Source organism: Pseudohaliea sp., assembly GCF_054552115.1.
The window spans coordinates 73,530-94,900 of record NZ_JBTOLW010000012.1; the positions used below are offsets into that span (position 1 = coordinate 73,530).

The following is a 21,371-nucleotide window of genomic DNA, read 5'->3' on the forward strand; positions in this document are numbered from 1 at the left end:
GGCACTGCATCACGCCGCACTGCGGGCGCCCGTGAGGGCCCTGGATTCCGCCGCCCCCCCGAGGCCCAGGTCGCGCGCGAACTGGTCACGGACCAGCCCGAATGCCATGCGCAGTTCATCCGGTGCATTGCGGACAAGGTCGTCGACCCTGGCGTAGTAGGGCGCGCGGGTCCCGCGGAACTCGAAATCATCACCGATGCGTTCAAAAACGACGCCCGTGCGCCGGAGCATGACGGGGAGAAACGGCTCCATGATGGCGAAACAGTGCGGCCGCCCGTACAGGTCTGCCCCCGCCGCGGAGGCGACAAAAAGAGAGATGGCAATCAGCGGGAAGGTCCGCCGCTCGCGCTCGGCGAAACTGAAGTCCTCCCGGGTGCCGAAGCGGGTCGCCTTCTCGCCCCGGCGGCGGCGGAAGTCACCGTCCACGGCGAGGCGCGAGATCTCGCAGATACCGGCGCGCTGATCCGCGAAGCGGCCCATGAAGTCCGGGTCGAGGGCATCCGCGCAGTGCTCCTCCAGGGGAAGCTGGTCGCCTTCCTCCGGCAGTACCAGGCGCACGCAGCCCGCAGGGCGCCGGCTCTCGCGATGCGTCACCAGGCAGTGCAGGGACTGGTCATCGTAGGCATCGCGTTCGCGGCCGTCGAGAAAGGCTTCCTTCGGCTCATAGCCGAATTCCTCGCAATAGACGCGGTAGCGCACCTCGTACACCGCCGCCCGCTGGCCCTCGCTGAGGGCAAGAGACAGCTCGAAATAGCGGGCGAAATCGGCGAACAACGCAGAATCGATTGGCCTTCTGCTACCGGACGCGTTATCGGAGGCCATGGCCGACTCTCCTGACTGGTCAGGGAAGAAGGGTATACCTTGTCAACCGCGGCGGTAAAGTGGCGTGGACGGCTTCGGGGGGCCCCTCAGCGGCCCGAAACAGGGCCGGCCCCGGGCTGCAGGGTGCCCAGGAAAGCCGAGACAGCAGCATCCAGTTGCGCCAGGCACGCTTCCAGCGCCTGCCGGTTGGCGAAATACGGGTCGGGAATGTCCTCGCTGTCGGCCTCCGGCAGGAACGCGGTGAACAGATCCACCTTCACCGCCGGCGCCATCTGCTCTACCGCGTCCCGGTGCCGGCGCTCCATGACCAGGATACGATCCGCCCAGGCGAGGTCCGCGGCGGCCACCTGGCGCGCGCGCGACCGGCCCGGGGGGATGCCGGACTCCCGGAGGATGGCGCGGACCCGGGGGTCCGCCGGGCGGCCGGGGGCGGCAACAGCGGTGCCGCGGGAGCGCACGGCCACGCGCAGGCCGCGATGCCGGTCGGCCGCGCGGGCGCGGAGCAGCGCAGCCGCCATGGGCGAGCGGCACAGGTTGGCCGTGCACAGGATCAGCACCCGCGTCCGCGGCGGCCGGGAGAAGAACAGCATGCTCAGCCGCCCTCCTCGATGCTTGCCAGGAGGGCCCGGAGATGGCTGGCGGGGATTGCGTAGCTGATCCCCGAGGGCCGCTCGAGGAGTGCTTCCCGGCTTTCCTTGACGAATACGCTGTTCAGCACGCCGATGACCTCGCCGGTATCGGCACGGTACACGGGGCTGCCGCTGTTGCCGGGATAGGCGATGGCATCGAGCTGGAACACATCGTAGGGCGCGCGCATCCGTCTCAGTTGTGCGGCCGTCAGGTCGCGGGCGCGGTCAGCGGGCCGCGCCAGGGGCGTAATCGACGATACGATACCGGTGTGTGTCACCGGGTACAGGCCCAGCACAGCGCCAATGGGGAAGCCCGTAAAGGCTGTCAGGTCGCCCTCGCGCACGCCGGCGGCACGCCCGAGCTCAAGCGTCGGCAGCGGCGCACCCGGGACCCGCAGGAGCGCAAGATCATGCGCCGGATCGCGGGCCGCGACAGGCGCGGCCCGCACCACCGCATCGCGCCCCCGGCCCACGAAAACGGCGAGCACCTGCCGGTTATCGCTATCGAGGCTTGCCGGCAGCACATGGTCATTGGTGGCTACGAGGGTGCCGTCAGCCACGGCGAACCCCGTTCCGAGCAACTGGTTGGGGGGCTTGCCGCCCAGTGGCTGACGCGGCGGGTACGCCGTACCCACACCGACCACCGCGGGCCGAACCCGCTCGATAATAGCCGGAAGCCCGGCCGCCGGCGCGCTGAAGGCCGGCAGGGAAGGCGTAAGGGTAATAAGAGAGATAAGAGGGATAAGGCGGATTAGCGTGATCGGGGCGACGAGGACAACGAGAATACGAAGCAATGACGGCATGGTACGGCGGTAGCCCAGCATGGAAAGCCGTCCCGCCCTTCGCGTCGGCGCAGGGTCACAGGCAGGGTGCGCCCTGCCGCCGGGGCCACCGGTGCTGAGATCCCTGTCACAGATTTTTACACTATTGATGCAATTGCTCATGCGACTGCTATCTTTTCCATCGTTTCACCACGCAATTCAAGGGAGCCGGCTTCTCTCGACGACCGGCAGGGGCGATCATTCATGAACGCGGGTACGCTGTTGGGCACGACACGAGTATTCAACCACCACGTGCATGTGGCTTATTACTGGCTGGCGGCGCTGGACGCACTGCTCTTTTTCGCCAGTTTCTACCTCGCCACCTACCTCTACTATCAACCGGGCGAGGGCAGCTGGCAAGCGCAGGGAGACAGCCTGATCCTCAGTGCCGGGCTCTTCACGGGGCTGCTGTCCCTGGCGCTGTTCTCCATGGGCCTTTATCAGCCCCGGCTCCGGGAAGGGCCTAACGGGGTGGTGCTGCGCACCCTCGGCGCGTTCGCGCTGATGACCGTGGCGATGACGACTATCTTCTACTTCGTGCCCATGCTGCACCTGTGGCGGGGCCAGCTTGCCTTTGCGGCAGCCATTTCCCTGGTGAGCTGCCTGACGACCCGGGTCGTCTTCACCAAGACAGTCGAACTCGACGCGTTCAAGCGCCGGGTGCTCGTCCTCGGGTCGGGCAGAACGGCGCAGCAGGTCGTCGACCGCATGCGGCGCAAGAGCGACCGCCGCGGCTTTCGCATCCACGGCTTCGCCCGGCTAGGCGGCGAAGAGACAGTGGTCGACTCCGGCAAGGTGTTCACGCTTGAGCAGCCGCTGTCGGACTATGTTCGCGAAAACGAGATCCAGCAGGTGGTCGTCGCCCTTGACGAGCGCCGGGACTTCCTGCCCGGGGAGGAGCTGATGCGCTGCCGCACGCTGGGCGTGGACGTGGTGGACGTCCTCGACTTCTTTGAACAGGAAGCGAGCAAGATCCTCGTGGACCACGCCTACCCGGAGTGGTTCATTTTCTCCCACGGGTTCCGCAACGGCAGTGTCTACGGCGTGCTCAAGCGCAGCTTCGATATCGCCGCCTCTTTCTTTCTCCTCGCCATTGCCTGGCCGTTCATGCTGGTCACGGTGATCGCGATCTGGCTCGAGGACGGCTTCGGCGCGCCGACCATCTTCCGCCAGCGGCGCGTCGGCCTCAATGGCCGCATCTTCGAGGTCTACAAGTTCCGCAGCATGACCGTGGATGCCGAAGGCGACGGCAAGGCGCGCTGGGCGACGCCGAACGACGCCCGGGTCACCCGGGTCGGCGAGGTGATCCGCAAGCTGCGCATCGACGAACTGCCGCAGATCATCAACGTCCTCGCCGGCGACATGGCATTCGTGGGCCCGCGCCCCGAGCGCCCCGAGTTCGTGCGGGAGCTCGCCGCGCAGATCCCCTACTTTGAAAAACGCCACTGCGTGAAGCCCGGCATCACCGGCTGGGCGCAGCTCAACTACCCCTACGGTGCCTCCGTGTCGGATGCCCGGCACAAGCTGGAATTTGATCTGTACTACGTCAAGAACCAGAGCCTGTTCCTGGATTTCCTGGTCCTGCTGCAGACCGCGGAGGTCATCCTGTTCGGCAAGGGCGCGCGCTGACGCTACGGCCCCTGCCCCCTTTGGGGCAGGTGTCGGATTTCTTTACGTTTTCTCCCCGCTCAGGCTGTTGTTCGGCCTCTCGCAGTTTTGTAACCTCGCCGACACAATAGAAAAACACGGCTGGCCTGTATCTTGCTCGTGTATGTACGGCGGTTTCTGCAAACAACCGGGAGAGCAATGACCTGATGGACACCATCCTCACGCTCGTCAGCGTACTTGGCCTCGGCGCCCTCATTATCTCCGTGTATATCTTCGCGGTTGCGGCCCGGCGCTTCGTCACCGAGGATGATTATGGCTCCGAAGCTTCCCGCGATGAGTGGGTGGAGCGCAGCGGCCGCGACCGGCGCCAGAACACGGGGCCCGTGCTCTTTCCCATCACGGTCAATGGCGAGCTGATCACCGAGGACCGGCGCCGGGGCGAGCGGCGGGCTGCCAACGGCTGAGACGCTTCCACAACCCGGTACCGGCTGGCAGCGACGGCCGGGGATCAAAGGCGCCAGAAAGCAATGGAGCGCTGCATGAGAGCGTTCCGGTCGATCACACCCTTCACGTCAATGACCACCCCGCCCTCGGCGAGACAGTCCCCGAAGAGGTCGACGCCGCGGTCGACGTAGAAATCATGGGGCACGGCGAGAATGACCGCCTGCGCCGGGGCGAGCTGTTCCCAGGGCAGCAGGACCAGCCCGTAATCCTCTCGGGCTTCAGCCACATCCGCCAGCGGGTCGTGCACCTGTACCTCGCAGCCGTACTCGGCAAGCTCGCGCAGGATGTCCTCGACCCGGGAATTGCGCAGGTCGGGGCAGTTCTCCTTGAAGGTCAGCCCGAGCACCGTCACCCGGGCACCGGCCACCGCGAGGCCCAGGGAGGCAAGCCGTTTGACCGTTTGTTCAGCGATGTATTTGCCCATGCCGTCGTTGACCTGGCGGCCACCGAGAACCACCTGCGGGTGGTAGCCCACGCTCTGCGCCTTGTAGGTCAGGTAATAGGGGTCCACGCCGATGCAGTGCCCCCCGACCAGCCCGGGGCGGAAAGGCAGAAAATTCCATTTGGTCCCGGCCGCTTCCAGCACATCCAGTGTGTCGATGCCCAGCCGGTGAAAGATCAGGGCGAGCTCGTTCATCAACGCGATGTTGAGGTCGCGCTGGGTGTTCTCGATCACCTTGGCGGCCTCCGCCACCTTCACCGACGCGGCACGGTATACACCGGCCTCGACGACGCTCTCGTACAGCGCCGCCACCCGCCCCAGGGTCTCCGGGGTATCCCCGGAAACGACCTTGGTGATGGTCTCGAGCCGGTGCTTCCTGTCGCCGGGGTTGATCCGCTCCGGCGAGTAGCCGATAAAGAAACCCTCGCGGCCGGCCGCAGCGCCCTCGCGGCCGAGCCAGGGCATTCCCGACTCGGCCTCCAGGATGGGTACGCAGAATTCCTCGGTGCAGCCGGGGTAGACGGTCGACTCGAAAATCACCACCGCGCCCGGGGCGAGGTGACCGCCAACGGCTCGCGAAGCCCTTTCCAGGGGTGCGAGATCGGGCCGGCGCGCGCCGTCGATCGGCGTCGGCACGACCACGATCACGAAGGCCGCCTCCCCGAGCCGCGAGGGGTCCGCTGTGAACTCCAGCTGCTGCGCCGCCGCCAGGGCGCCGGGGCTGACCTCCCCGCTGGGGTCCTCACCGGCGCGGTAGCGCGCAAGCTTGCCCTCGTTCAAGTCAAACCCGATGGTCCGGCGGCGGCGGCCGAAGGCCACGGCCAGCGGCAGGCCCACGTAGCCGAGGCCGACAATCGCCACTGTTTCATTCATGAGTCACCGCTCTTCTCGCGCTGCGCTTCGGCAATGAACCATTCAGCCGTCGCGGTCAGGCCCCTGGGCACATCCACTGTCGGCGCATAGCCGAGCCGCTCCCGGGCCCGCTCCGTGTCCGCAAGAGAATGCCGCACATCACCTTCGCGGAACGGACCGTAGTCCACCGTGAACTCCGCGACCTCCGGGCGTGCTTTCGCCACGGCGTCGCGGATGGCACCGTAGAGTTCGTTCAGCGTGGTACGGCTGCCGTAGGCGATGTTATAGACGGTATTGATGGCATCCTCCCGACCCGTGGTCGCCGCCAGCAGATTTGCCTGCACGACGTTATCAACGTGGCAGAAATCGCGGGAGGTCTCGCCATCGCCATTGATGCGACAGCGCTTCCCCGCCATGAGCTCGCCGAACCAGCGCGGAATCACGGCGGCATAGGCCCCCTCGGGATCCTGGCGGGGGCCGAAGACGTTGAAATAGCGCAGGCCGATGGTCTCCAGCCCATAGGCGCGGGCGAAGACGCCGGCGTAAAGCTCGTTCACGGTCTTGCTCACCGCGTAGGGCGACAGCGGTTCGCCGATCCTGTCCTCGACCTTTGGCAGGCCCGGCTCATCGCCATAGGTCGCGGAAGAAGCGGCATAGACCGTGCGCCGGACCCCGGCATCCCGGGCGGCAACGAGGACATTGAGAAATCCATCGACATTTACCGCGTTGGTGGCAAGGGGGTCGTCCATGGAACGCGGCACACTGCCGAGCGCGGCCTCGTGCAGCACATAGTCGACGCCGTCGACCGCGGCGCGGCAGGCATCGAGATTACGGATGTCGCCTGCGACAAAGCGAAACTCGGCGCCGGCAGGCGCCCGGGCACGAACCTCATCGAGGTTCGCCTCGTGGCCCGTGGCGAAATTATCAAGGCCCACGACGCGCTGTCCCAGCGACAGCAGCCGCGACGCCAGGTGGGAGCCGATAAAGCCCGCGCAACCGGTTACCAGCCAGCCGGCCGGCCGCTCGCGCAGGGAGGCTTCAACGGCATCAATAGGCAGCATGGTCTCTCCTTGAACGCCTGTAGCAAGCATGCGCAACCCGCTGCGGGACATGGCCGAAGCGCGCTTGTGTTTCCATACGGACTGCCGAAGCCGCGAGTATAGGGCCAGATGAGCGCTGCGGCCACGGCCTGGCTCTACAGCATGGCTCTACGGCTGGGATGCTTGACTTGCCGGACGGTTATCGTGAAAATTCGTGTCCCTGCGGATCGGCGCAGAGTTTACGGACTATGGCTACGTAGCTCAGTTGGTTAGAGCACAGCATTCATAATGCTGGGGTCGCTGGTTCAAGTCCAGCCGTAGCTACCATTTTTCCCCTTTATTTTCATCAGCTTAGCAGACCCCCTGCTTTCATCAAGCGTTGAATTTTTGGCTTGGTGACCAAATGGTGACCATTTGGTGACCACAAGTTGAAAAATGACCACAACATGCCAAGTGCTGTAGTCACTCCTCCAGGGCCGCATCTGGTGACCAAAACGGTGACCACGAGTCGGCAGCTGACCACAGCATTTCCAGTGCTGTGAACACCGCCCAGCGCTACATGTGGTGACCAAACGGTGACCACCTCGCACTAAGAGTGCCCCCACCCCGCCCTTTCAAGTTCTCTCCCGCCAGTCTTGTCGAGCGTCATCAAACGCTGACCTGCGGGCGATAGCCGCAACCAGCGAAGCCGGCAAGCGGACATCGCCCTGCTCGTGCCAGATTACAGGTGTAAAGCCAGCCTTACACCCCGCGGCCGCACGCCGCCTCTCGGCGGCGCGCGGCCGAAAGTAGATGGGGAAGGCCCCTACCCGGGCCGGCATTACGGTGACCCTCAAGCGATCAGAGACGTCCGTTTCCCTCCGTCCAGCAGCCATTTCCAGCCCCGGTAAGTTCATCTCAACGGCAAGAAATCCACTGCCCCCTGCATGGATAAAGGCCGTTACCAGGAGATGAACCATGTCTGCATCTGCATCGGAAACAACCTATCTGACCACTGAAGAACTCTCGGCCCGGATCAAGTACGACCCCCGAACGATCCGGAATCAACTCAAAGACGCGGTGCTCCTCGAAGGCATCCATTACATCCGCCCCTTTGGCGGACGAAAAATCCTCTACCTCTGGGAGCGCATCGAAGAAGACATGCACCGCCCGAGTTCCGTGAGCCATCTCATGGCCGGCGTGAACTAAGGAGGCGCACTCATGGGAACGATCAACGCCCGTCACGGAAAGCTCTACCTGGATTTCAGGTACCGCGGCGTACGCTGCCGCGAGCAAACGAACCTGGAGGACAAGCCCGCGCATCGCAAGCGCATGAAAACACTCATGCGCCGGATTGAGAGCGAGATCACCCTCGGCTCCTTCGATTACGCGGCCTACTTCCCCGATTCTCCCAACGCCAGGCGGTTTGCGGAGCACGATACCCAGATCGAACGTCGCGCTGCCAAAACACCGCTTTTCAAAGAGTTCGCCAAGCAGTGGATGGAGGAAAACCGCATCGGCTGGAAGCCCTCCTATATCGACACCCTCGAGCATTCGCTGAACAGGCATGTTCTACCGGCTTTTGGCGACGTGCCCGTCAGTGCGATCACCAAGGAGGAAATCCTGGCCTTCAGAAACCAGTTGGCCCGGATTCCGCGCAAGAACGGCTCGGTGGGACTGTCCCCGGCTCGCATCAACACGGTAATGGTGCCCCTGCGCCAAGTCCTTCAGGAAGCGTCGGAGCGGTTTGGCTTCGACAACCCCTACAAAGGCATCAAGCTCCTCAAGGTGCCCCGCACCAAGGTAGAGCCCTTCACCTTGGACGAGGTGAAAGCCATTCTCGACCACGTCCGCGAAGACTTTCACCCCTACATGACCACGCGTTTCTTTACCGGAATGCGAACGGGTGAAATCCATGGTCTGAAGTGGAAAAACGTGGACTTCCGCCGGCGCCTGATCCTGGTCCGGGAGAGCTATGTCGCTGGTGCGATGACCGACACAAAAACCGAGGAGTCGGCGCGGGACATCGTCATGACCGACGAAGTCCATTCAGCCCTGAAGGCGCAGCGAAAGCGCACCGGCCGATTCGAGTTTGTCTTTTGCACTGATAACGGCGACCCGCTTTCGATCAGCAATGTGTGCAATCGCGTGTGGTACCCACTCCTGCGCCTGCTCAACATTCCGCCAAGACCCCCTTACCACACCCGCCATACGGCGGCGACGTTATGGCTGGCGGCCGGCGAAAACCCGCTCTGGGTCGCACAGATGCTGGGACATACGGACTCGGCCCTCACGCACAAGCGCTATGCGCGATGGATTCCGAACCTGACCCGCCGTGATGGTTCAGCTTTTGCCGCACTGTGGGCGGCACATACGGCCAAGGCAAGCGAATCGCCGGGCAACATCGAGGAGGGGGAAAAAGAATGACGACAGGCAAACAGCAACGGGGCCGTGACAACGCACTGAAGTTAATCGACGATGTTCTTGCCGCGCATCATCAAATGGTGCACGACGCAGCAGTCTTTCAACATACCCAGGCAGCCCTGCTGCGCTGTGATACTCCGTTAAAGCAAGCAGAAGCCGATGCGTACTGGACGGCGCGGCAACTGAACTACTCCAGCTACCGCTATTCCTGCTCCATACGGGTGTATCAACTGGCCGTGTCTGCGACTGCGAACTGGCTCGCTGAAGAAATCTACCATTGGCTCCTCATCGCTCCTGAGCAACTACGTCAGGAGCCGACCGATCTGAGCGATTTCTCACCGCCCCCGCGACGGTGGCTACACCGTCTCTTCATGCTGGCGCTGAGACTGAACAACTGGGAATTCTCTCGGCAGGTCCTGTTCGACCTCAATGACTTGTTGTTTGAATGGCTGCCAGCCTATGGCGCATCAAAGGGCCTGCCGACAGATGGCCATCAAGCACCCGCGATAGCCGATTTCTACAGCAACGCAGCAAGGAGGCGCGCACCCCGCTACCTCTTCAAAAAAGCGAGACGCTGGCAGCACCGCAGGACCAGTACTCCAGCGGTGAAGGACGCATGACATGGGACGGGTCATTGATATCAACCCGATCTTCGAACGGCGCCAGCTGAAGGGCACCAATCGCGGCCGAATCGCCTTTCAGATCGCTCGCTCGGTCTGCAGCCACCTCGGTGTCAAACCCGATGGCGTCATGTATCGGCGATACATCTTTCCGCTGCCGTCCAAGCACCATATGGAGGCAGTGGTCCTGTGGGTTATCGCAAATGATCCAAATCGGCTCGAACAAGCAACCGGGACAAGCATCCGGGAATTAGCGCGCCGCATTGATGCCGACGTGCGCAGGGTGATTCCCGAGCATGTGTTTTGGTCGCATCACTAGAGAGCACCTCATCATCCTGGGCCTGGAAATGACCACGGTCTGAGAACCCACTTGCTGCTCAGAAGCCCCGAAGATCAGGGCGCCACCAGGACGCCGGGGGCTCGATGGCCCTGCGAAAGTCAAAGCTGCCCCTCGCAGAGGCAAATTGAAAGAGGCACTGCGGGCACAGCGACCGGCGCTTCTTCCCTCAAGCCAGTTCTGATGACGAAACCTGCGTTATGAGGCTCACGGGGCACTACACAGGCTAAAAGCTACCTTCGCCGGCAGCGATCCATGATGGAAAGTTTCAACCCCTGGCCTGCAACGAGGGTCTTCCAATATTCCGTGACATCCAATGTCCCAGGCGGCCGCACGTCGTTTCCCTTCTTTCAGCGACAGTTCCTGCCCGTAGTTAGGTTTCCTTCAGCGGCACCGAAGAACCGGCATGGGGCCGGCATCGCCGCTGAGGAGGACGACCATGATTAGCAAGACCTCGCAGCTCATCTCCAAATGGCGAATCGACGTTATAGGTAGCACCGCAGCCCGCGCACACAGCGCGACTTCCGCGCCCTACAGCAGAGCGTCCACACGATCCGTTTTGGGGTGCCCGGGTGAGGGCGCTAAATCTCAACCCATGCCAGACGCCCAAGTGAGCTCAGCTGCCATTTGTACACGACTGCGTTATGCATCGGGGGTGCACAATGTCTAAAGAAAACCGGAATTCAGGGCAACAGGCTCTCGGTGAGCATCTGGCCGTGCTGCAAAGGTTGTACAACGATACTTTGAACGAAAAAGTTGCTACCAACCAAGCGCTCAGCGTTGCTTATCAAGGAGCATCAAAGTGTCGACGGTACAAAATGGCCCATCAGAATGAGCTGAATTCGGTCTTGGCAGCGGCCAGGGCACGAAGGCAGCTCAATCTAGCCTTGAAGAGGGCTGAGGAGTGCGTGCGCGATATGCTTTACATCACCGGGCATGAGCGAACCCTCGTGTGGGCATTGGGCGATGCCGGTGCACGTAGTAACTCCGCAGCTCTGATATCCTGGACGCGACGGGAACTAGCATCTGCGCGAGCACAAGGCAGGCAGTTTACGACGGACGAGTACCTTCATCGCCTGGTGGAGACCTTGAAACGTGGAACTGGGCCTGAGTCCGTTGGAGAACTCGACCACGTGTTCAACTGATAAGCTTGGCACAGTCAGACTGTTAATCAGTGGGTCGCTGGTTCGAGCCCAGCAGGCGGAGCCAAATTCCTATGGGAGACAGGGGGTTACAGCGATGTAGCCCCTTTTTTTGCCCGCCAGCTGCCCCGCGGGGCGAACGGAACCGCACAGACATAGAGCCTTGAAGCGCCTGCAGACCACGCCTCTTCCCCACCTCCTGCTCGCCCTGCTGCTGGCCCTCGGCGCTGCCAACGCCCATGCCTTCCAGATCTTCGTCCGGCTGACCAGCGGCAAGAACATCGCCCTGGACGTTGAAGCCGGCGACAGCATCGAGAACGTCAAGCAGAAGATCCGGGACAAGGAAGGCATTCCGCCGGACCAGCAGCGCCTGGTCTTTGCCGGCAAGCAGCTTGAGGACGGCCGCACCCTCAGCGACTACAACATCCAGAAAGAATCCACGCTGCACCTGGTGTTGTTCCGCAGGGCCTTCACCGATGACCTGCCCAGCGGCGCCGACGGGACCATCAGCTTCACCACCGAGGATGCGGGCTGCAGCTTTACGGCGGACCCGGTGTTTTCCGAAGCGGAAAATCCACCGGAAAGCACCACCTTCCCCTACGGCGTTGTTGCCTTTACCGCCTCGAATTGCGCGCCCGGTGCCACCATCAAGGTCACCCTCGATGTGGGTGCAACCCTCCCGGCCGGTACGACCGCCTGGAAAACCGACCCCTGGGCACCGATCCCCGGCGCCACGATCAATGGCAGCACGCTGACCTACACCGTAACCGATGGCGGCCCCCTGGATGCCGATGGCAGCGAAAACGGTGAGATCGTGGACCCGGTCGGACCCGGCATCGGCGGGAGTACTGCCATTCCCCTGCTGCCTGCTTCAGGCCTCGCGCTGATGAGTGCCCTGCTCGCCTTCCTCGGGCTGCGGAACACCCGCCATGCTTGATCCCATACAGACAACCCTCTGAGAACCCAGAACCCTATGCTCACAGCCAACCGCCTCGAAAAAATCATGGAGCTCGAACAGGAACTCCGCGCCGAATACCAGCAGCAGCTGGACGACAAGCAGGCGGCCCTCGACGCCGCCCTCGCCGAGAAGGCCGAGCTCCAGGCCACCCTCGACAAGCAGCTCGAGACCATCCAGGAACTGACCGGCAAGGCCAGCGACACCCAGAAGGTCGAGCAGCGCAACCGCGAGCTTCACAACCGCGCCGACAACCTCCAGGGCGAGATCGCCGAGCTGAAGCAGCGGCTGAAAGCCCTGCAGAAGGACCTCAACGCGGTCCGCGAGGAGAACAAGGCGCTGAATCAGTTCGATCCGGCGCGCATGAAGAAGAATCTCGATGCGAGCAAGAAGAAGCTGGCCGAGAAGCAGAAGGACAACGAGAGCCTGCAGAAGGCGCTGAAAGAGAGCCGGAAGGCGCAGGCGGCGCTGGAGCGGCGGGTGCAGGAGCTGGAAGCGCTGGGTGCGGAGAGCGGCAGCTCGGAAAGCCAGGATCAGGAGTCTGCGGATCAGGCTGCTTGATCAAGCACGCACGCCGTGCGAGCTAAAATGCGTAAAGGTCGACAGCGTAGAAAGTCGAGCACCAGTAATCCTGCTTTCGCTAACTATCTTTGAGCTTCTCCTCGAGCTTGAGCACGATTTCGTCGGTAACTAAATCAGTATCGTGTGGATCTCGCCCCCTGAAATCCACACCCACGATGTCTCGAGGGACACCCGCAAAACGAGTTTCATCAAGAAAAACAGGAATTACAGCACCATCCTCCACGCGTTGCGAAAAGATTTCTCTTTCAAAAGTAGGCCATATTTTCTTTTCATGGTGAGCGTCGAGCAGGCAGACAACATAACGTGCTCGATGGCCAAAGATTTCCCTGAACTGATCCGACCATGCTTTGCCTAAGTAATTGGCCTCATAAAAGCGATCATAAAACACAGTACAGTCAAGAACTTCCAGCAAGTCAGCGATCAACTCAGCCAAAACACGATTTTCTCCGGCGAAAGAGATTGCAAAATCCCAATCATAATGATGAGGATCATCTCTAAACCCACAGTCCCGGCGAACATCCTCCCAGTCTATGTGCTGCAAATAATAAAAAAATGCAGGGTCTTCGATCGCGAATGTCTTGGTTTCCGGATTGTAATAGAAATAACGATCGCAGATAGGCTTTGACTCAAGCACGACGGATATGCGTCGATCTTTAATGTTGTTAATACTTCCCCGCACTTCAGGATTTGCATTCGCCAACTCGTTCAAATCTGCAATCGATGAGGCTTGAGCAGCTATGAGACGAAGCAGGCGAAAATATGGATCATTGGTCGGTCGAAACCTTTTGCCTCGAGAGAATTCTTTAACTGGCTCCCTATAGGTATTGTCAAGTCGGCCAATAATTCGACCTCGAACTTCAGCTTGCCTGTATGGTACTCTTTTTCGATCGACCTGCGTTTCCATCACGCCATCGCCCAAACAGATCGCCTGACAGGTCAGCTGCGTCAACCAGTAATCACCACCGGTTTCAGCGAAAATCGCATCTTTATTGTCTAGGTAAATATTCAGCTTATCTTCACCTCTCCGAATAATTTCGGCCGCGATTTCTTTATCAGCAGGCTGAATCCGATGTATTCCGCAGCGCTTGGCAATGTCATGCACCAAATTGATGAGCTCACTACCAACCTTGTTTATTCCGATTAAAACAAGCTTAGGGTGTGCTGATGGATCGAAATCTTCGGCCGCCAACTTAACCAGATCAGCAATACGAGCTTGGACATCTGAATCCAGACGATGAAAGTCATCTATAATCCAGCGACCCAGCAGAGTGCCCTGAGATATCTCCAGAACCTTTTCTATATCTCCGGTAGACCGAGCCGATAGATATCCAAAATCACCTTGCGGAAAGGCTTGCTCAATCACCTTCTTCGCGACAGTGGTTTTGCCAGTACCTGACTGGCCTTCGATGATCGTGGGTTTTCCCGAACTGCGGATATCGAGGAATATCTCATTGTAGTTCGGAGGCTTTACAAACGTAAACTCCGGCACACCTTCCGTGCGAAAGATTTCTTCTAGCGGATATTTCAAGACCCTAACCTCACTGCATGACCCGCACCAATCGGCGATGCTGGACGGGAATCCATGTTTTGCTGAACATGCCTGTACATCACTAAACGTCTTTAGCCGTGCGATCCTGCCTAAATCTGTGAAATGACAGTTTCACATTATTTTATCTTGATGCAACACGAGCAGCTACTGCCAACTACCAGTTGCGTGCGAATCGCCGCTGCAGCTGATCGCGCACTTTTCGCTCCCACAGGCGTTCCATGCTCTCTTTATCCTTATCTGCTTCCATATAGGTAGCCAACGCCAGCTCGCTCAGCAAGCCGCAGATCGCCTAGCGACCGTTAATGGGCCGAAGAAAAAGACCTTGAAAACCGAGGTCGCCCAGAGTGACTGCATGGGGGTGAGTAGAAGAATCTGTATGCGACTGTTTCAATTTTCTTGCTCATCTGACCCTTACTTCCAGACTTCTCGTAGAACGACGAGGAACGTGTGGCTACGTCTAATTGGAGGGCGCCAGGTTACAACTTCAAATGCGGCCTAAGAAAAGAAGACTGCACACAGGGCTTTCATCAACGTATGCCGGGGAGTTCCCCACCAAGATCCTTGATTACCTCTTCCATTGCTTCTAACTGTCCATCACCTCGCGGCAGAAAATGCGGAGGCATGGTCGATTCAAGGTACGTGTACATCGCTGCATAAGTTGCACGCGCCAATGCTAACTCAGCCACGGCACTATCCAACTTCGCCATGGTTGGAGAAATAAATCTCCGCTTCAGGCTCAGTGACGCACGATGTTCGTCAAGACCATCGAATCGCGGGTGCCTGGCCAGGCGTAGCTCGAACATGGCTTGCACGACGGTAACCTGCAGAGGTGTCCGAATGTGCTCTCTTGTGGTTAACCTTTCTCGTGGCGACTGATCAAGATTTGAATCACTCACTGAACTCACTCCTCCGCTCGGTGCTGTGTCTGCCCTAGATGGAATAGGTCGCCATACGATATCTTATTGCCCTGCTATGCCAAGCTGGATAGATACACATGTCGCGTAGGCGGACCGGCTACGATGTAACGAACACTGGAATTGTTGTTTGGTCCACGGATCGGCGGGTTACTGCCGCCCCTGCTGCCCCCAGCGCGCCAGAATTCTAGAATTCCAGCCCGCCCAGCATTCCGGCCATGGGGGCACGCCATGGGTGCAACGCGGAAAACTGGAAAGCTGGATTTCTGGGGATCTGGGCCGCTGGTCGCCCTGCCCCCATGCCCGGCCCCGGTGCTGCGCCGGGGAGTCCTACAAGGGCGCCAGAGAGGCACGCTGTGGGGCGTTCAGGGGGCCCGCATGGGGACGCCCATGGTTGGCCGCTGCGGCCGGGAGAGGGGCGCGGGGAAGTGCTTTCGTACATTGCCTCGCAGATCAGCCTGATGCCACGAGAACTCAGGTCAGCACGGGCTCAGCCGCAAAGGGGCTATCGTAAAGGGGATCATCAGCCGCGCACTCGACCATCTCTCCCGTCAGCAGATCGCAGTGCTTCCAATGGTGGCGTAGTTCGTCGCGGCGATCTCGGGGCCTAGAGCCGTCCAGGCCTTCTGTGATATCCCGCGTGATGTTTACCACCACGTAGCGGGGAATAACCCATCTTTGCTTCGCGCCCTGTCGGGCATACAGAAACCCTGCGCGTTCCTCCCATTGGATATCACAGGGAGGGAGAGGCAGGCATCGCGGCCACTGCTCCGGCTGCCAATCCTCCGGAATCTCCGCGTCCCGCCCAACGAACGCGTTCGCCAGTGGCCATCTGTAGATATCATCGTAAGGCGAGACAGGCTCGTAGGCGCCCGTCAGCCGGTCGAATTCCACCCAGAGCGAGACGCAATCGTAAAGGGAATTGCAGTACTTCGGGAAGCTTGGATGGCTGTCTTCCATTAACGCCCAAACCTTTACCCAGCGGACGGAGGGGAATCTATAAGGACTTTCATCAGCCACTGCTGAGATCGCCAGTGTCGGTGCGGCGCAGGCGCTGAGAAGGCTTCCACGCAGTAGCTTTCTGCGATTCATCATGCTGCATCTCCCGCCGCGAGGGGCGCTATGGAGCGGCGGTAGGCAGCTGCAAGGAAATCGGGTTGTCGTGCTTGCGGGGTACACAGATACCGTGGAGAGGGCTCAATACCTACGCGGCCTAGATCTAGGCGATCAGCATCCCAGCAGGTCATTACGGTGATATCAGCGTCTGTGTAACCATCGCTGTGGAAACTGCAGGCAGTCTGAAGCAGCTGTAGCTGCCGCGTATTCAGCCGTACCAGTCCTGGACCTAAGTCCTCTGCCAGTTCGGCACTCCGCATGCCGTGCCCTGGGTCATGATCATCATTCAGGCGAAGGGCGTCATGCAGGAAGGCAAAGTACTCGACTACCGCAACATCGGCGCCGGTCTCAGCCGCCAGCAACAGTCCGGTATAACGCACTCGAGCCCAGTGCCGAACACCGTGAATGCCGAGCCAATCCAGACGAAACCGACCGCGCAGCGCTTTGATGAGAGCAGGCGTAATCCTGGCAGCACTAGAAGGAACTCCCGAGCTAGGGTAAACGGAAAGGTTTTGGGGGCAGGGATGAACGATCATGAGGCTCTCCTATGTGTTCCAGTTATCTGGCGCATCGTTTGACCACCGTTCCCGGAGCGGGCGGTTGGCGGGACTATGCCCTTCTTGATGCCGCGCCAATTATCATCGGCCCTAGCTTCGCGGTCAAACCTTGCGACGAAACCTGTCGCGTTTTCATGCACATCCGCTTGCGCGGCGACAGACTTGCGGATCAACAGCGCGATCGTGAAAGCGCATCGCATTTTCGCGTGCTATGTTCACCGCATCATCAAGAGAGAGCTCTGCTCCGCCAACCTGCCTACCCAGGCAAGGTGGTGCCCCGGACATCCGGGGGATGTGGCCAACCCGGCAACCAAATGGGTATCCGCATATTTCCGAGCCTCTCTGCGTCCCAGGGAGGTCTACATGTCAGAAGCTGAAAAACCACTCACGCACCGCATGACGCGGCAACTATCGCTGTTCTTCCTCCAGCACCCAGCCGAGGAGTACGACGATAGCGAGGTCCTGAAAACACAAGCCGTCGACGCCGGGCTTGATCCGGTGGCGGTCCGATTGCTTGCCACCTATGCGCGCTGCCTGTGCTTAGAGGATTCCGAGGCCAGCTGGGACGCTCAGTGCAGATTCCATCGGGCACAACTCGCCCGGGCCGGCGGCGGCACTCAGGCTATGAAGCGCGGTGCTGAACTGAGATCGCTCCTGGCCAGGCATGAGGCATCGCAACCATGATCTCGCGGCGAGAATTCCTCGTTGGCATCGGTGCCGGTCTCATCCTGCCGAAGTTCTTTGATCGTGCACTGGCCGCCTACGACAACTTCGGTGAAGCGATCCTTGAGGCACCACAAGTGCCCAATCCGAGCATCCTCACCGCCCGCACCTATGGAGACGGATACCAACTCCTCCTTGGTGACCCCGACGAGCAACCTCCGGAGTCGATGACGCTGCGCGAGTACGTCGAGAGGTACGGCTATTGGGATATGGAAACTGCCGAAGAGAATTGGGACATGGCCCTCGATGACCAGATGGACTTCTGGCAGTACTTCGACACCTGGTGCAGGGAAGACAGTCCGAATGCCCGCGCCTACCATTTGCTCGATAGCTATGACCTTGGATCACTGCGGGGCCATGGCAGAGAGAAGGCCGGCGAGATCGAGTTCATCGACGGCCCCTGCCCGGGCAACGATTACCTCGGGGTTGAGGCCGCCACGGCCTTGGACCTGAGCCTGTTGCAGACCCGATTGAACGAGCTGGGAGCGGGAGTTCAACTGGTAGTCGGATAGAAGGGGCTGGCCGTGGTTTCGTGTGGTTCCTGCCAACCCTCAAGTAGGAGTGCCAAAATATGTAGCGTTTGCATACATATCCTGAGCGTTCTGCTTGCGTCGATAGTCGCTCACGGACAAAATGTCCAAAACGTTCCCAGCGGAGATTATTGTGAACAAAGCGGTGACCATCAACGAATTCAAGGCGTTGGCCGAGCGTCTGGGCATTCCGCGCGCCCAGCTGGCAGAGAAGCTTGGCAAGTCTGCGCGCACACTTCGTCGTTGGGAAACGGGTGAGAGCCCCGCTCCGCGCGTTGCTGTTGATCTGATGCGGCGCATGCTGCAAGACTTAACATTGCCTATCAGCGAGCCGAGCTTCACGTTCATCGACCTCTTTGCAGGTATCGGGGGAATCAGGGCTGGCTTCGAGGCAGTGGGAGGTAACTGCGTCTTTACCAGTGAATGGAACGAACGGAGCCGCCAGACCTATCTCGCCAACTTTGACTGCGATCACGGCATCGAGGGCGACATCACAAAGGTACCGGTTGAGGCGATCCCCGAGCACGATGTCCTGCTCGCGGGCTTTCCATGCCAGCCGTTCTCGATTGCGGGGGTATCAAAGAAGAACTCTCTCGGCCGATTCCATGGATTTCTATGCGAGGCGCAAGGCACGCTGTTTTTCGATGTCGCGCGGATCATCGATGCACACAGACCCGCTGCTTTTCTGCTGGAGAACGTCAAGAACCTCGTCAACCATGACAAGGGCAATACCTTCCGGGTGATCCGCAAGACTCTGGAGGAGGATCTCGGCTACCACATCGACTGGCGCGTCATCAACGGACGAAGTTTTGTACCACAGGGCAGAGAGCGTATTTTCATTGCGGGCTTCCGCAAGGATACTGGATTCAGCTTCGACGGCCTCAAGCTTCCAGATATCGAAACAGGGCCGCGCATGTCAGCAGTGCTGCACCCGGAGGATGGCTCGGAAGAAGCCGAGCACCCCTATACCACGGGTGCTCGCGCGCGAGTGTCGGACAAATACACCCTTTCCCCAAAGCTCTGGAGCTACCTGCAGGGGTACGCGGAGAAGCACCGCTCCAAAGGGAACGGATTCGGGTTCGGGCTAGTAGGGCCCGATGATGTGGCACGGACTCTCTCTGCAAGGTATTACAAGGATGGTTCCGAAATACTGGTCCGGCAGAAGCGCAAGCGTCCCCGCCGACTGACGCCTCGTGAGTGTGCAAGGCTGATGGGCTTCGACCGCCCCGGTCGCCCCCGCTTTGAAATCCCAGTTTCTGATACCCAGGCCTACATGCAGTTCGGCAACGCAGTCATCGTCCCTGTGGTGGAGTCGGTGGCTGCCTACATGCTTCCTCACATCCACGATGCGATGCGTGCAAACCTCGGGCAGCGCGAACTGGCCCTGGAGATTCCTCAAGGACTTTCGGTTGGCTGATGTCTTTACAGCCAGCAAGCGCAGTGAGGTCATGTCGCGCATCCGCGGGCGTGACACCCGCCCGGAACTACTGGTTCGAAGAGGTCTGCATGCACTGGGCTTCCGCTACCGCCTTCATGACAAGCGCCTCCCGGGTCGGCCTGATCTTGTTTTTCCGCGCTTCGGAGCGGTAGTGCTGGTCAATGGTTGTTTCTGGCATGGGCATGAGTGCCACCTCTTCCGGCTCCCCGGGACACGTCGTGAGTTCTGGAAGGAAAAGATCGAAGCCAACCAAGCTCGGGACGAGAGGAACCTCCATATCCTGCAAGATGCTGGCTGGCGTGTGATGATCGTCTGGGAGTGCTCCCTGAAGGGGCGCACCCGTCTTGCCTCTACAGACGTGGTGCCCGCAATTGCCGAATGGCTCCTGGGAACCGATGACTTTGCAGAGATGAGCGGGTATTCGTAGTGAGGAGAGGGGCTCTATCAGGCCACTTCACTGGTGTGGCCGCGAAGCGTCTGACAGCGGTCGAGGTGATGCCGGGCGAATCCAATCAACATGAATTTCAGGGAGTGAGCGGACTCCGAAGAATCCTGGGCGATGAAAAAATCACTGGTTGTCCAACTCTCTTCGTATGGTTCGGTGGAGAGGGCGAGGTGTTCACTGAACGAGGTTCGATGACTTGGTATGACGCTCGGGCGAATGACCCCGATCGGAGCAGCGAGTACCATCTTTATTACACGTCCAACGCTGTGGTGGATTGCGCGACCACCGGAGACTTACTGGTGGTCGCCAAGCAGCGAGACGGATCCCTTCTGGGGGTTATCGCACCCGGTGGATCGACAATGGAGGGTCAGCTGCTCTGGTTGTTTGATGTTCCGGTAAGCGTTGGACGCGGACTGGAGTTGGAGTGCCGGGATTTGTCCCAGTCTGACGAAACCCTAGGGTTCGTCCAGCGTTCTATCCTCGAAGAAATTGGTATTGAAGTCGAGGAGGTGGCAGCGAGTGAGCTTGACAGCCTCGTAGAGCCATTCGGCTTAGAGTTCCCGACCACTGCCGTACTCTCCAGATTGGCAAGAGATTCTCTCCGTGACGTTGATCCTCGTGATGGTCCAGATGAGGCCCTTCTGGCATGGATGGAGAGGGAAGAGGCCTTGTTTCGGAGGCTTGAGAAACGCATCGTCGCAAGCCGGTTGGAGCAGGGCTTCTTTGTTGACGGTGAGGCTGACGTCGATGGATTCGTAAGCTTTTCTCTGAGTGTACAGAACAGGCGAAAGTCGAGGGTCGGATACGCGCTTGAAAATCATCTTGAAGAGGTCTTCAGGTGCTTGGGGCTCTCCTACTCGCGTGGCTCGTACACTGAAGGCCGAAAGAAGCCAGATTTCCTGTTCCCCAGCGCAGCAGCCTATGCGGATCAGAGCTATCCAGATTCATCACTCTACATGCTTGGCGTGAAGTCCACATGCAAGGACCGATGGCGCCAGGTGCTCTCAGAGGCAGCGCGCATCAACAGTAAGCATCTGCTCACACTGGAGCCGGCCATCAGCGAGGAGCAGACTTCGGAGATGCAGTCCGATAATCTCCAGCTGGTTCTTCCCAGTAATTTGCACCGGTCCTACAAACCAGAACAGCAAGCGTGGTTGATGTCTCTGAGTGAGTTTGTTGTTGAGGTGAGCGGATTGGTTGACTGAATCGCTCCGGGTTTGTCGGAGGCTCCAGACCTTGAGAGGATGGAGCGATGAACAAACGACCGAAGTATCCACCGGAGTTCCGGGAGCGAGCTGTTCGCATGGTGCTTGAGCATCAGGGAGAGCATGGCTCTCAGTGG

21 protein-coding genes, 1 tRNA gene and 2 riboswitches are annotated in these 21,371 nt (G+C 60.0%); of the genes, 14 read left to right on the forward strand and 8 right to left on the reverse strand.

Features of this window, described 5'->3' with window-relative positions:
- Positions 1 to 9: 9 nt before the first annotated feature.
- From ACX93N_RS08045 to ACX93N_RS08055, 3 genes are all read right to left on the reverse strand, one after another.
- The gene (locus ACX93N_RS08045; protein WP_459427889.1) at positions 10 to 822 is read right to left on the reverse strand and encodes a PEP-CTERM/exosortase system-associated acyltransferase; all 813 of its coding nucleotides are present in this window, start codon (positions 820 to 822) and stop codon (positions 10 to 12) included.
- An 86-nt stretch (positions 823 to 908) separates the two neighbouring features.
- The gene (locus ACX93N_RS08050) at positions 909 to 1,412 is read right to left on the reverse strand and encodes an arsenate reductase/protein-tyrosine-phosphatase family protein (protein WP_459427890.1); all 504 of its coding nucleotides are present in this window, start codon (positions 1,410 to 1,412) and stop codon (positions 909 to 911) included.
- A gap of 2 nt (positions 1,413 to 1,414) precedes the next feature.
- Entirely contained in the window at positions 1,415 to 2,395 is a 981-nt protein-coding gene (locus ACX93N_RS08055; RefSeq protein WP_459427891.1) for a S1C family serine protease, read from the reverse strand.
- Positions 2,396 to 2,476: 81 nt separating this feature from the next.
- On the opposite strand from ACX93N_RS08055, the gene ACX93N_RS08060 reads away from it, so the two are divergent.
- Entirely contained in the window at positions 2,477 to 3,901 is a 1,425-nt protein-coding gene (locus ACX93N_RS08060; protein ID WP_459427892.1) for a TIGR03013 family XrtA/PEP-CTERM system glycosyltransferase, read from the forward strand.
- Between the two features lie 185 nt (positions 3,902 to 4,086).
- A complete protein-coding gene (locus tag ACX93N_RS08065; protein ID WP_459427893.1) occupies positions 4,087 to 4,344 on the forward strand; it encodes a hypothetical protein in 258 nt (85 codons plus the stop codon).
- A 44-nt stretch (positions 4,345 to 4,388) separates the two neighbouring features.
- Here ACX93N_RS08065 and ACX93N_RS08070 read toward each other — a convergent pair whose 3' ends face one another.
- Both ACX93N_RS08070 and ACX93N_RS08075 read right to left on the reverse strand, forming a co-directional pair.
- On the reverse strand, positions 4,389 to 5,699 hold the full coding sequence (locus tag ACX93N_RS08070) for a nucleotide sugar dehydrogenase (protein WP_459427894.1): 1,311 nt from the start codon (positions 5,697 to 5,699) through the stop codon (positions 4,389 to 4,391).
- The gene (locus tag ACX93N_RS08075) at positions 5,696 to 6,739 is read right to left on the reverse strand and encodes an SDR family oxidoreductase (protein ID WP_459427895.1); all 1,044 of its coding nucleotides are present in this window, start codon (positions 6,737 to 6,739) and stop codon (positions 5,696 to 5,698) included. Before ACX93N_RS08075 ends, ACX93N_RS08070 begins: the two co-directional genes overlap by 4 nt.
- A gap of 229 nt (positions 6,740 to 6,968) precedes the next feature.
- On the opposite strand from ACX93N_RS08075, the gene ACX93N_RS08080 reads away from it, so the two are divergent.
- The 7 genes from ACX93N_RS08080 to ACX93N_RS08110 all read left to right on the forward strand — a co-directional run bounded on the left by ACX93N_RS08080 (position 6,969) and on the right by ACX93N_RS08110 (position 12,736).
- Positions 6,969 to 7,045 (forward strand) — tRNA-Met (locus ACX93N_RS08080).
- Between the two features lie 630 nt (positions 7,046 to 7,675).
- Positions 7,676 to 7,906, forward strand: coding sequence for a hypothetical protein (locus ACX93N_RS08085; RefSeq protein WP_459427896.1), 231 nt, complete (start codon positions 7,676 to 7,678; stop codon positions 7,904 to 7,906).
- 12 nt (positions 7,907 to 7,918) lie between these two features.
- Positions 7,919 to 9,124 carry an Arm DNA-binding domain-containing protein gene (locus ACX93N_RS08090; protein WP_459427897.1) on the forward strand — a complete coding sequence of 402 codons (1,206 nt, stop codon included), beginning with the start codon at positions 7,919 to 7,921 and terminating at the stop codon, positions 9,122 to 9,124.
- Positions 9,121 to 9,741 (forward strand): hypothetical protein, encoded by a 621-nt coding sequence (locus tag ACX93N_RS08095; protein ID WP_459427898.1) that lies wholly within the window; start codon positions 9,121 to 9,123, stop codon positions 9,739 to 9,741. Before ACX93N_RS08090 ends, ACX93N_RS08095 begins: the two co-directional genes overlap by 4 nt.
- Position 9,742: 1 nt before the next feature.
- Complete coding sequence (locus ACX93N_RS08100; RefSeq protein WP_459427899.1) at positions 9,743 to 10,060, forward strand: hypothetical protein; 318 nt, start codon at positions 9,743 to 9,745, stop codon at positions 10,058 to 10,060.
- A gap of 1,323 nt (positions 10,061 to 11,383) precedes the next feature.
- Complete coding sequence (locus ACX93N_RS08105) at positions 11,384 to 12,157, forward strand: choice-of-anchor U domain-containing protein (protein ID WP_459427900.1); 774 nt, start codon at positions 11,384 to 11,386, stop codon at positions 12,155 to 12,157.
- A gap of 36 nt (positions 12,158 to 12,193) precedes the next feature.
- A complete protein-coding gene (locus ACX93N_RS08110; protein WP_459427901.1) occupies positions 12,194 to 12,736 on the forward strand; it encodes a hypothetical protein in 543 nt (180 codons plus the stop codon).
- 79 nt (positions 12,737 to 12,815) lie between these two features.
- Here ACX93N_RS08110 and ACX93N_RS08115 read toward each other — a convergent pair whose 3' ends face one another.
- The 3 genes from ACX93N_RS08115 to ACX93N_RS08125 form a co-directional block, all read right to left on the reverse strand.
- Positions 12,816 to 14,285, reverse strand: coding sequence for a TIR domain-containing protein (locus ACX93N_RS08115; RefSeq protein ID WP_459427902.1), 1,470 nt, complete (start codon positions 14,283 to 14,285; stop codon positions 12,816 to 12,818).
- Positions 14,286 to 14,833: 548 nt separating this feature from the next.
- Positions 14,834 to 15,118 carry a hypothetical protein gene (locus tag ACX93N_RS08120; RefSeq protein ID WP_459427903.1) on the reverse strand — a complete coding sequence of 95 codons (285 nt, stop codon included), beginning with the start codon at positions 15,116 to 15,118 and terminating at the stop codon, positions 14,834 to 14,836.
- Positions 15,119 to 15,694: 576 nt separating this feature from the next.
- The gene (locus ACX93N_RS08125) at positions 15,695 to 16,315 is read right to left on the reverse strand and encodes a hypothetical protein (RefSeq protein ID WP_459427904.1); all 621 of its coding nucleotides are present in this window, start codon (positions 16,313 to 16,315) and stop codon (positions 15,695 to 15,697) included.
- 558 nt (positions 16,316 to 16,873) lie between these two features.
- Positions 16,874 to 16,968: riboswitch (SAM-I-IV-variant riboswitch) on the reverse strand.
- Between the two features lie 143 nt (positions 16,969 to 17,111).
- A riboswitch (SAM-I-IV-variant riboswitch) is annotated at positions 17,112 to 17,217 on the forward strand.
- A 39-nt stretch (positions 17,218 to 17,256) separates the two neighbouring features.
- On the opposite strand from ACX93N_RS08125, the gene ACX93N_RS08130 reads away from it, so the two are divergent.
- The 5 genes from ACX93N_RS08130 (at position 17,257) to ACX93N_RS08150 (ending at position 21,234) form a co-directional block, all read left to right on the forward strand.
- Complete coding sequence (locus ACX93N_RS08130) at positions 17,257 to 17,577, forward strand: hypothetical protein (RefSeq protein WP_459427905.1); 321 nt, start codon at positions 17,257 to 17,259, stop codon at positions 17,575 to 17,577.
- Positions 17,574 to 18,128, forward strand: a complete 555-nt coding sequence (locus tag ACX93N_RS08135; RefSeq protein WP_459427906.1) for a hypothetical protein — start codon at positions 17,574 to 17,576, stop codon at positions 18,126 to 18,128. The genes ACX93N_RS08130 and ACX93N_RS08135 overlap by 4 nt, the downstream gene beginning before the upstream one ends.
- Positions 18,129 to 18,279: 151 nt before the next feature.
- Positions 18,280 to 19,563 carry a DNA (cytosine-5-)-methyltransferase gene (gene dcm, locus ACX93N_RS08140; protein ID WP_459427907.1) on the forward strand — a complete coding sequence of 428 codons (1,284 nt, stop codon included), beginning with the start codon at positions 18,280 to 18,282 and terminating at the stop codon, positions 19,561 to 19,563.
- Complete coding sequence (locus tag ACX93N_RS08145; protein ID WP_459427908.1) at positions 19,556 to 20,011, forward strand: very short patch repair endonuclease; 456 nt, start codon at positions 19,556 to 19,558, stop codon at positions 20,009 to 20,011. Before dcm ends, ACX93N_RS08145 begins: the two co-directional genes overlap by 8 nt.
- Before the next feature lie 35 nt (positions 20,012 to 20,046).
- The gene (locus tag ACX93N_RS08150; RefSeq protein ID WP_459427909.1) at positions 20,047 to 21,234 is read left to right on the forward strand and encodes a type II restriction endonuclease; all 1,188 of its coding nucleotides are present in this window, start codon (positions 20,047 to 20,049) and stop codon (positions 21,232 to 21,234) included.
- The last annotated feature ends 137 nt before the right edge of the window (positions 21,235 to 21,371 follow it).

What these genes read in the sequence shown, in the direction of transcription:
- ACX93N_RS08045 (WP_459427889.1), bottom strand. Translation starts at nt 822, where the DNA reads ATGGCCTCCGATAACGCGTCCGGTAGCAGAAGGCCAATCGATTCTGCG.
- ACX93N_RS08050 (WP_459427890.1), bottom strand. Translation starts at nt 1,412, where the DNA reads ATGCTGTTCTTCTCCCGGCCGCCGCGGACGCGGGTGCTGATCCTGTGC.
- ACX93N_RS08055 (WP_459427891.1), bottom strand. Translation starts at nt 2,395, where the DNA reads ATGAGCAATTGCATCAATAGTGTAAAAATCTGTGACAGGGATCTCAGC.
- ACX93N_RS08060 (WP_459427892.1), top strand. Translation starts at nt 2,477, where the DNA reads ATGAACGCGGGTACGCTGTTGGGCACGACACGAGTATTCAACCACCAC.
- ACX93N_RS08065 (WP_459427893.1), top strand. Translation starts at nt 4,087, where the DNA reads ATGGACACCATCCTCACGCTCGTCAGCGTACTTGGCCTCGGCGCCCTC.
- ACX93N_RS08070 (WP_459427894.1), bottom strand. Translation starts at nt 5,699, where the DNA reads ATGAATGAAACAGTGGCGATTGTCGGCCTCGGCTACGTGGGCCTGCCG.
- ACX93N_RS08075 (WP_459427895.1), bottom strand. Translation starts at nt 6,739, where the DNA reads ATGCTGCCTATTGATGCCGTTGAAGCCTCCCTGCGCGAGCGGCCGGCC.
- ACX93N_RS08085 (WP_459427896.1), top strand. Translation starts at nt 7,676, where the DNA reads ATGTCTGCATCTGCATCGGAAACAACCTATCTGACCACTGAAGAACTC.
- ACX93N_RS08090 (WP_459427897.1), top strand. Translation starts at nt 7,919, where the DNA reads ATGGGAACGATCAACGCCCGTCACGGAAAGCTCTACCTGGATTTCAGG.
- ACX93N_RS08095 (WP_459427898.1), top strand. Translation starts at nt 9,121, where the DNA reads ATGACGACAGGCAAACAGCAACGGGGCCGTGACAACGCACTGAAGTTA.
- ACX93N_RS08100 (WP_459427899.1), top strand. Translation starts at nt 9,743, where the DNA reads ATGGGACGGGTCATTGATATCAACCCGATCTTCGAACGGCGCCAGCTG.
- ACX93N_RS08110 (WP_459427901.1), top strand. Translation starts at nt 12,194, where the DNA reads ATGCTCACAGCCAACCGCCTCGAAAAAATCATGGAGCTCGAACAGGAA.
- ACX93N_RS08125 (WP_459427904.1), bottom strand. Translation starts at nt 16,315, where the DNA reads ATGATGAATCGCAGAAAGCTACTGCGTGGAAGCCTTCTCAGCGCCTGC.
- ACX93N_RS08130 (WP_459427905.1), top strand. Translation starts at nt 17,257, where the DNA reads ATGTCAGAAGCTGAAAAACCACTCACGCACCGCATGACGCGGCAACTA.
- ACX93N_RS08135 (WP_459427906.1), top strand. Translation starts at nt 17,574, where the DNA reads ATGATCTCGCGGCGAGAATTCCTCGTTGGCATCGGTGCCGGTCTCATC.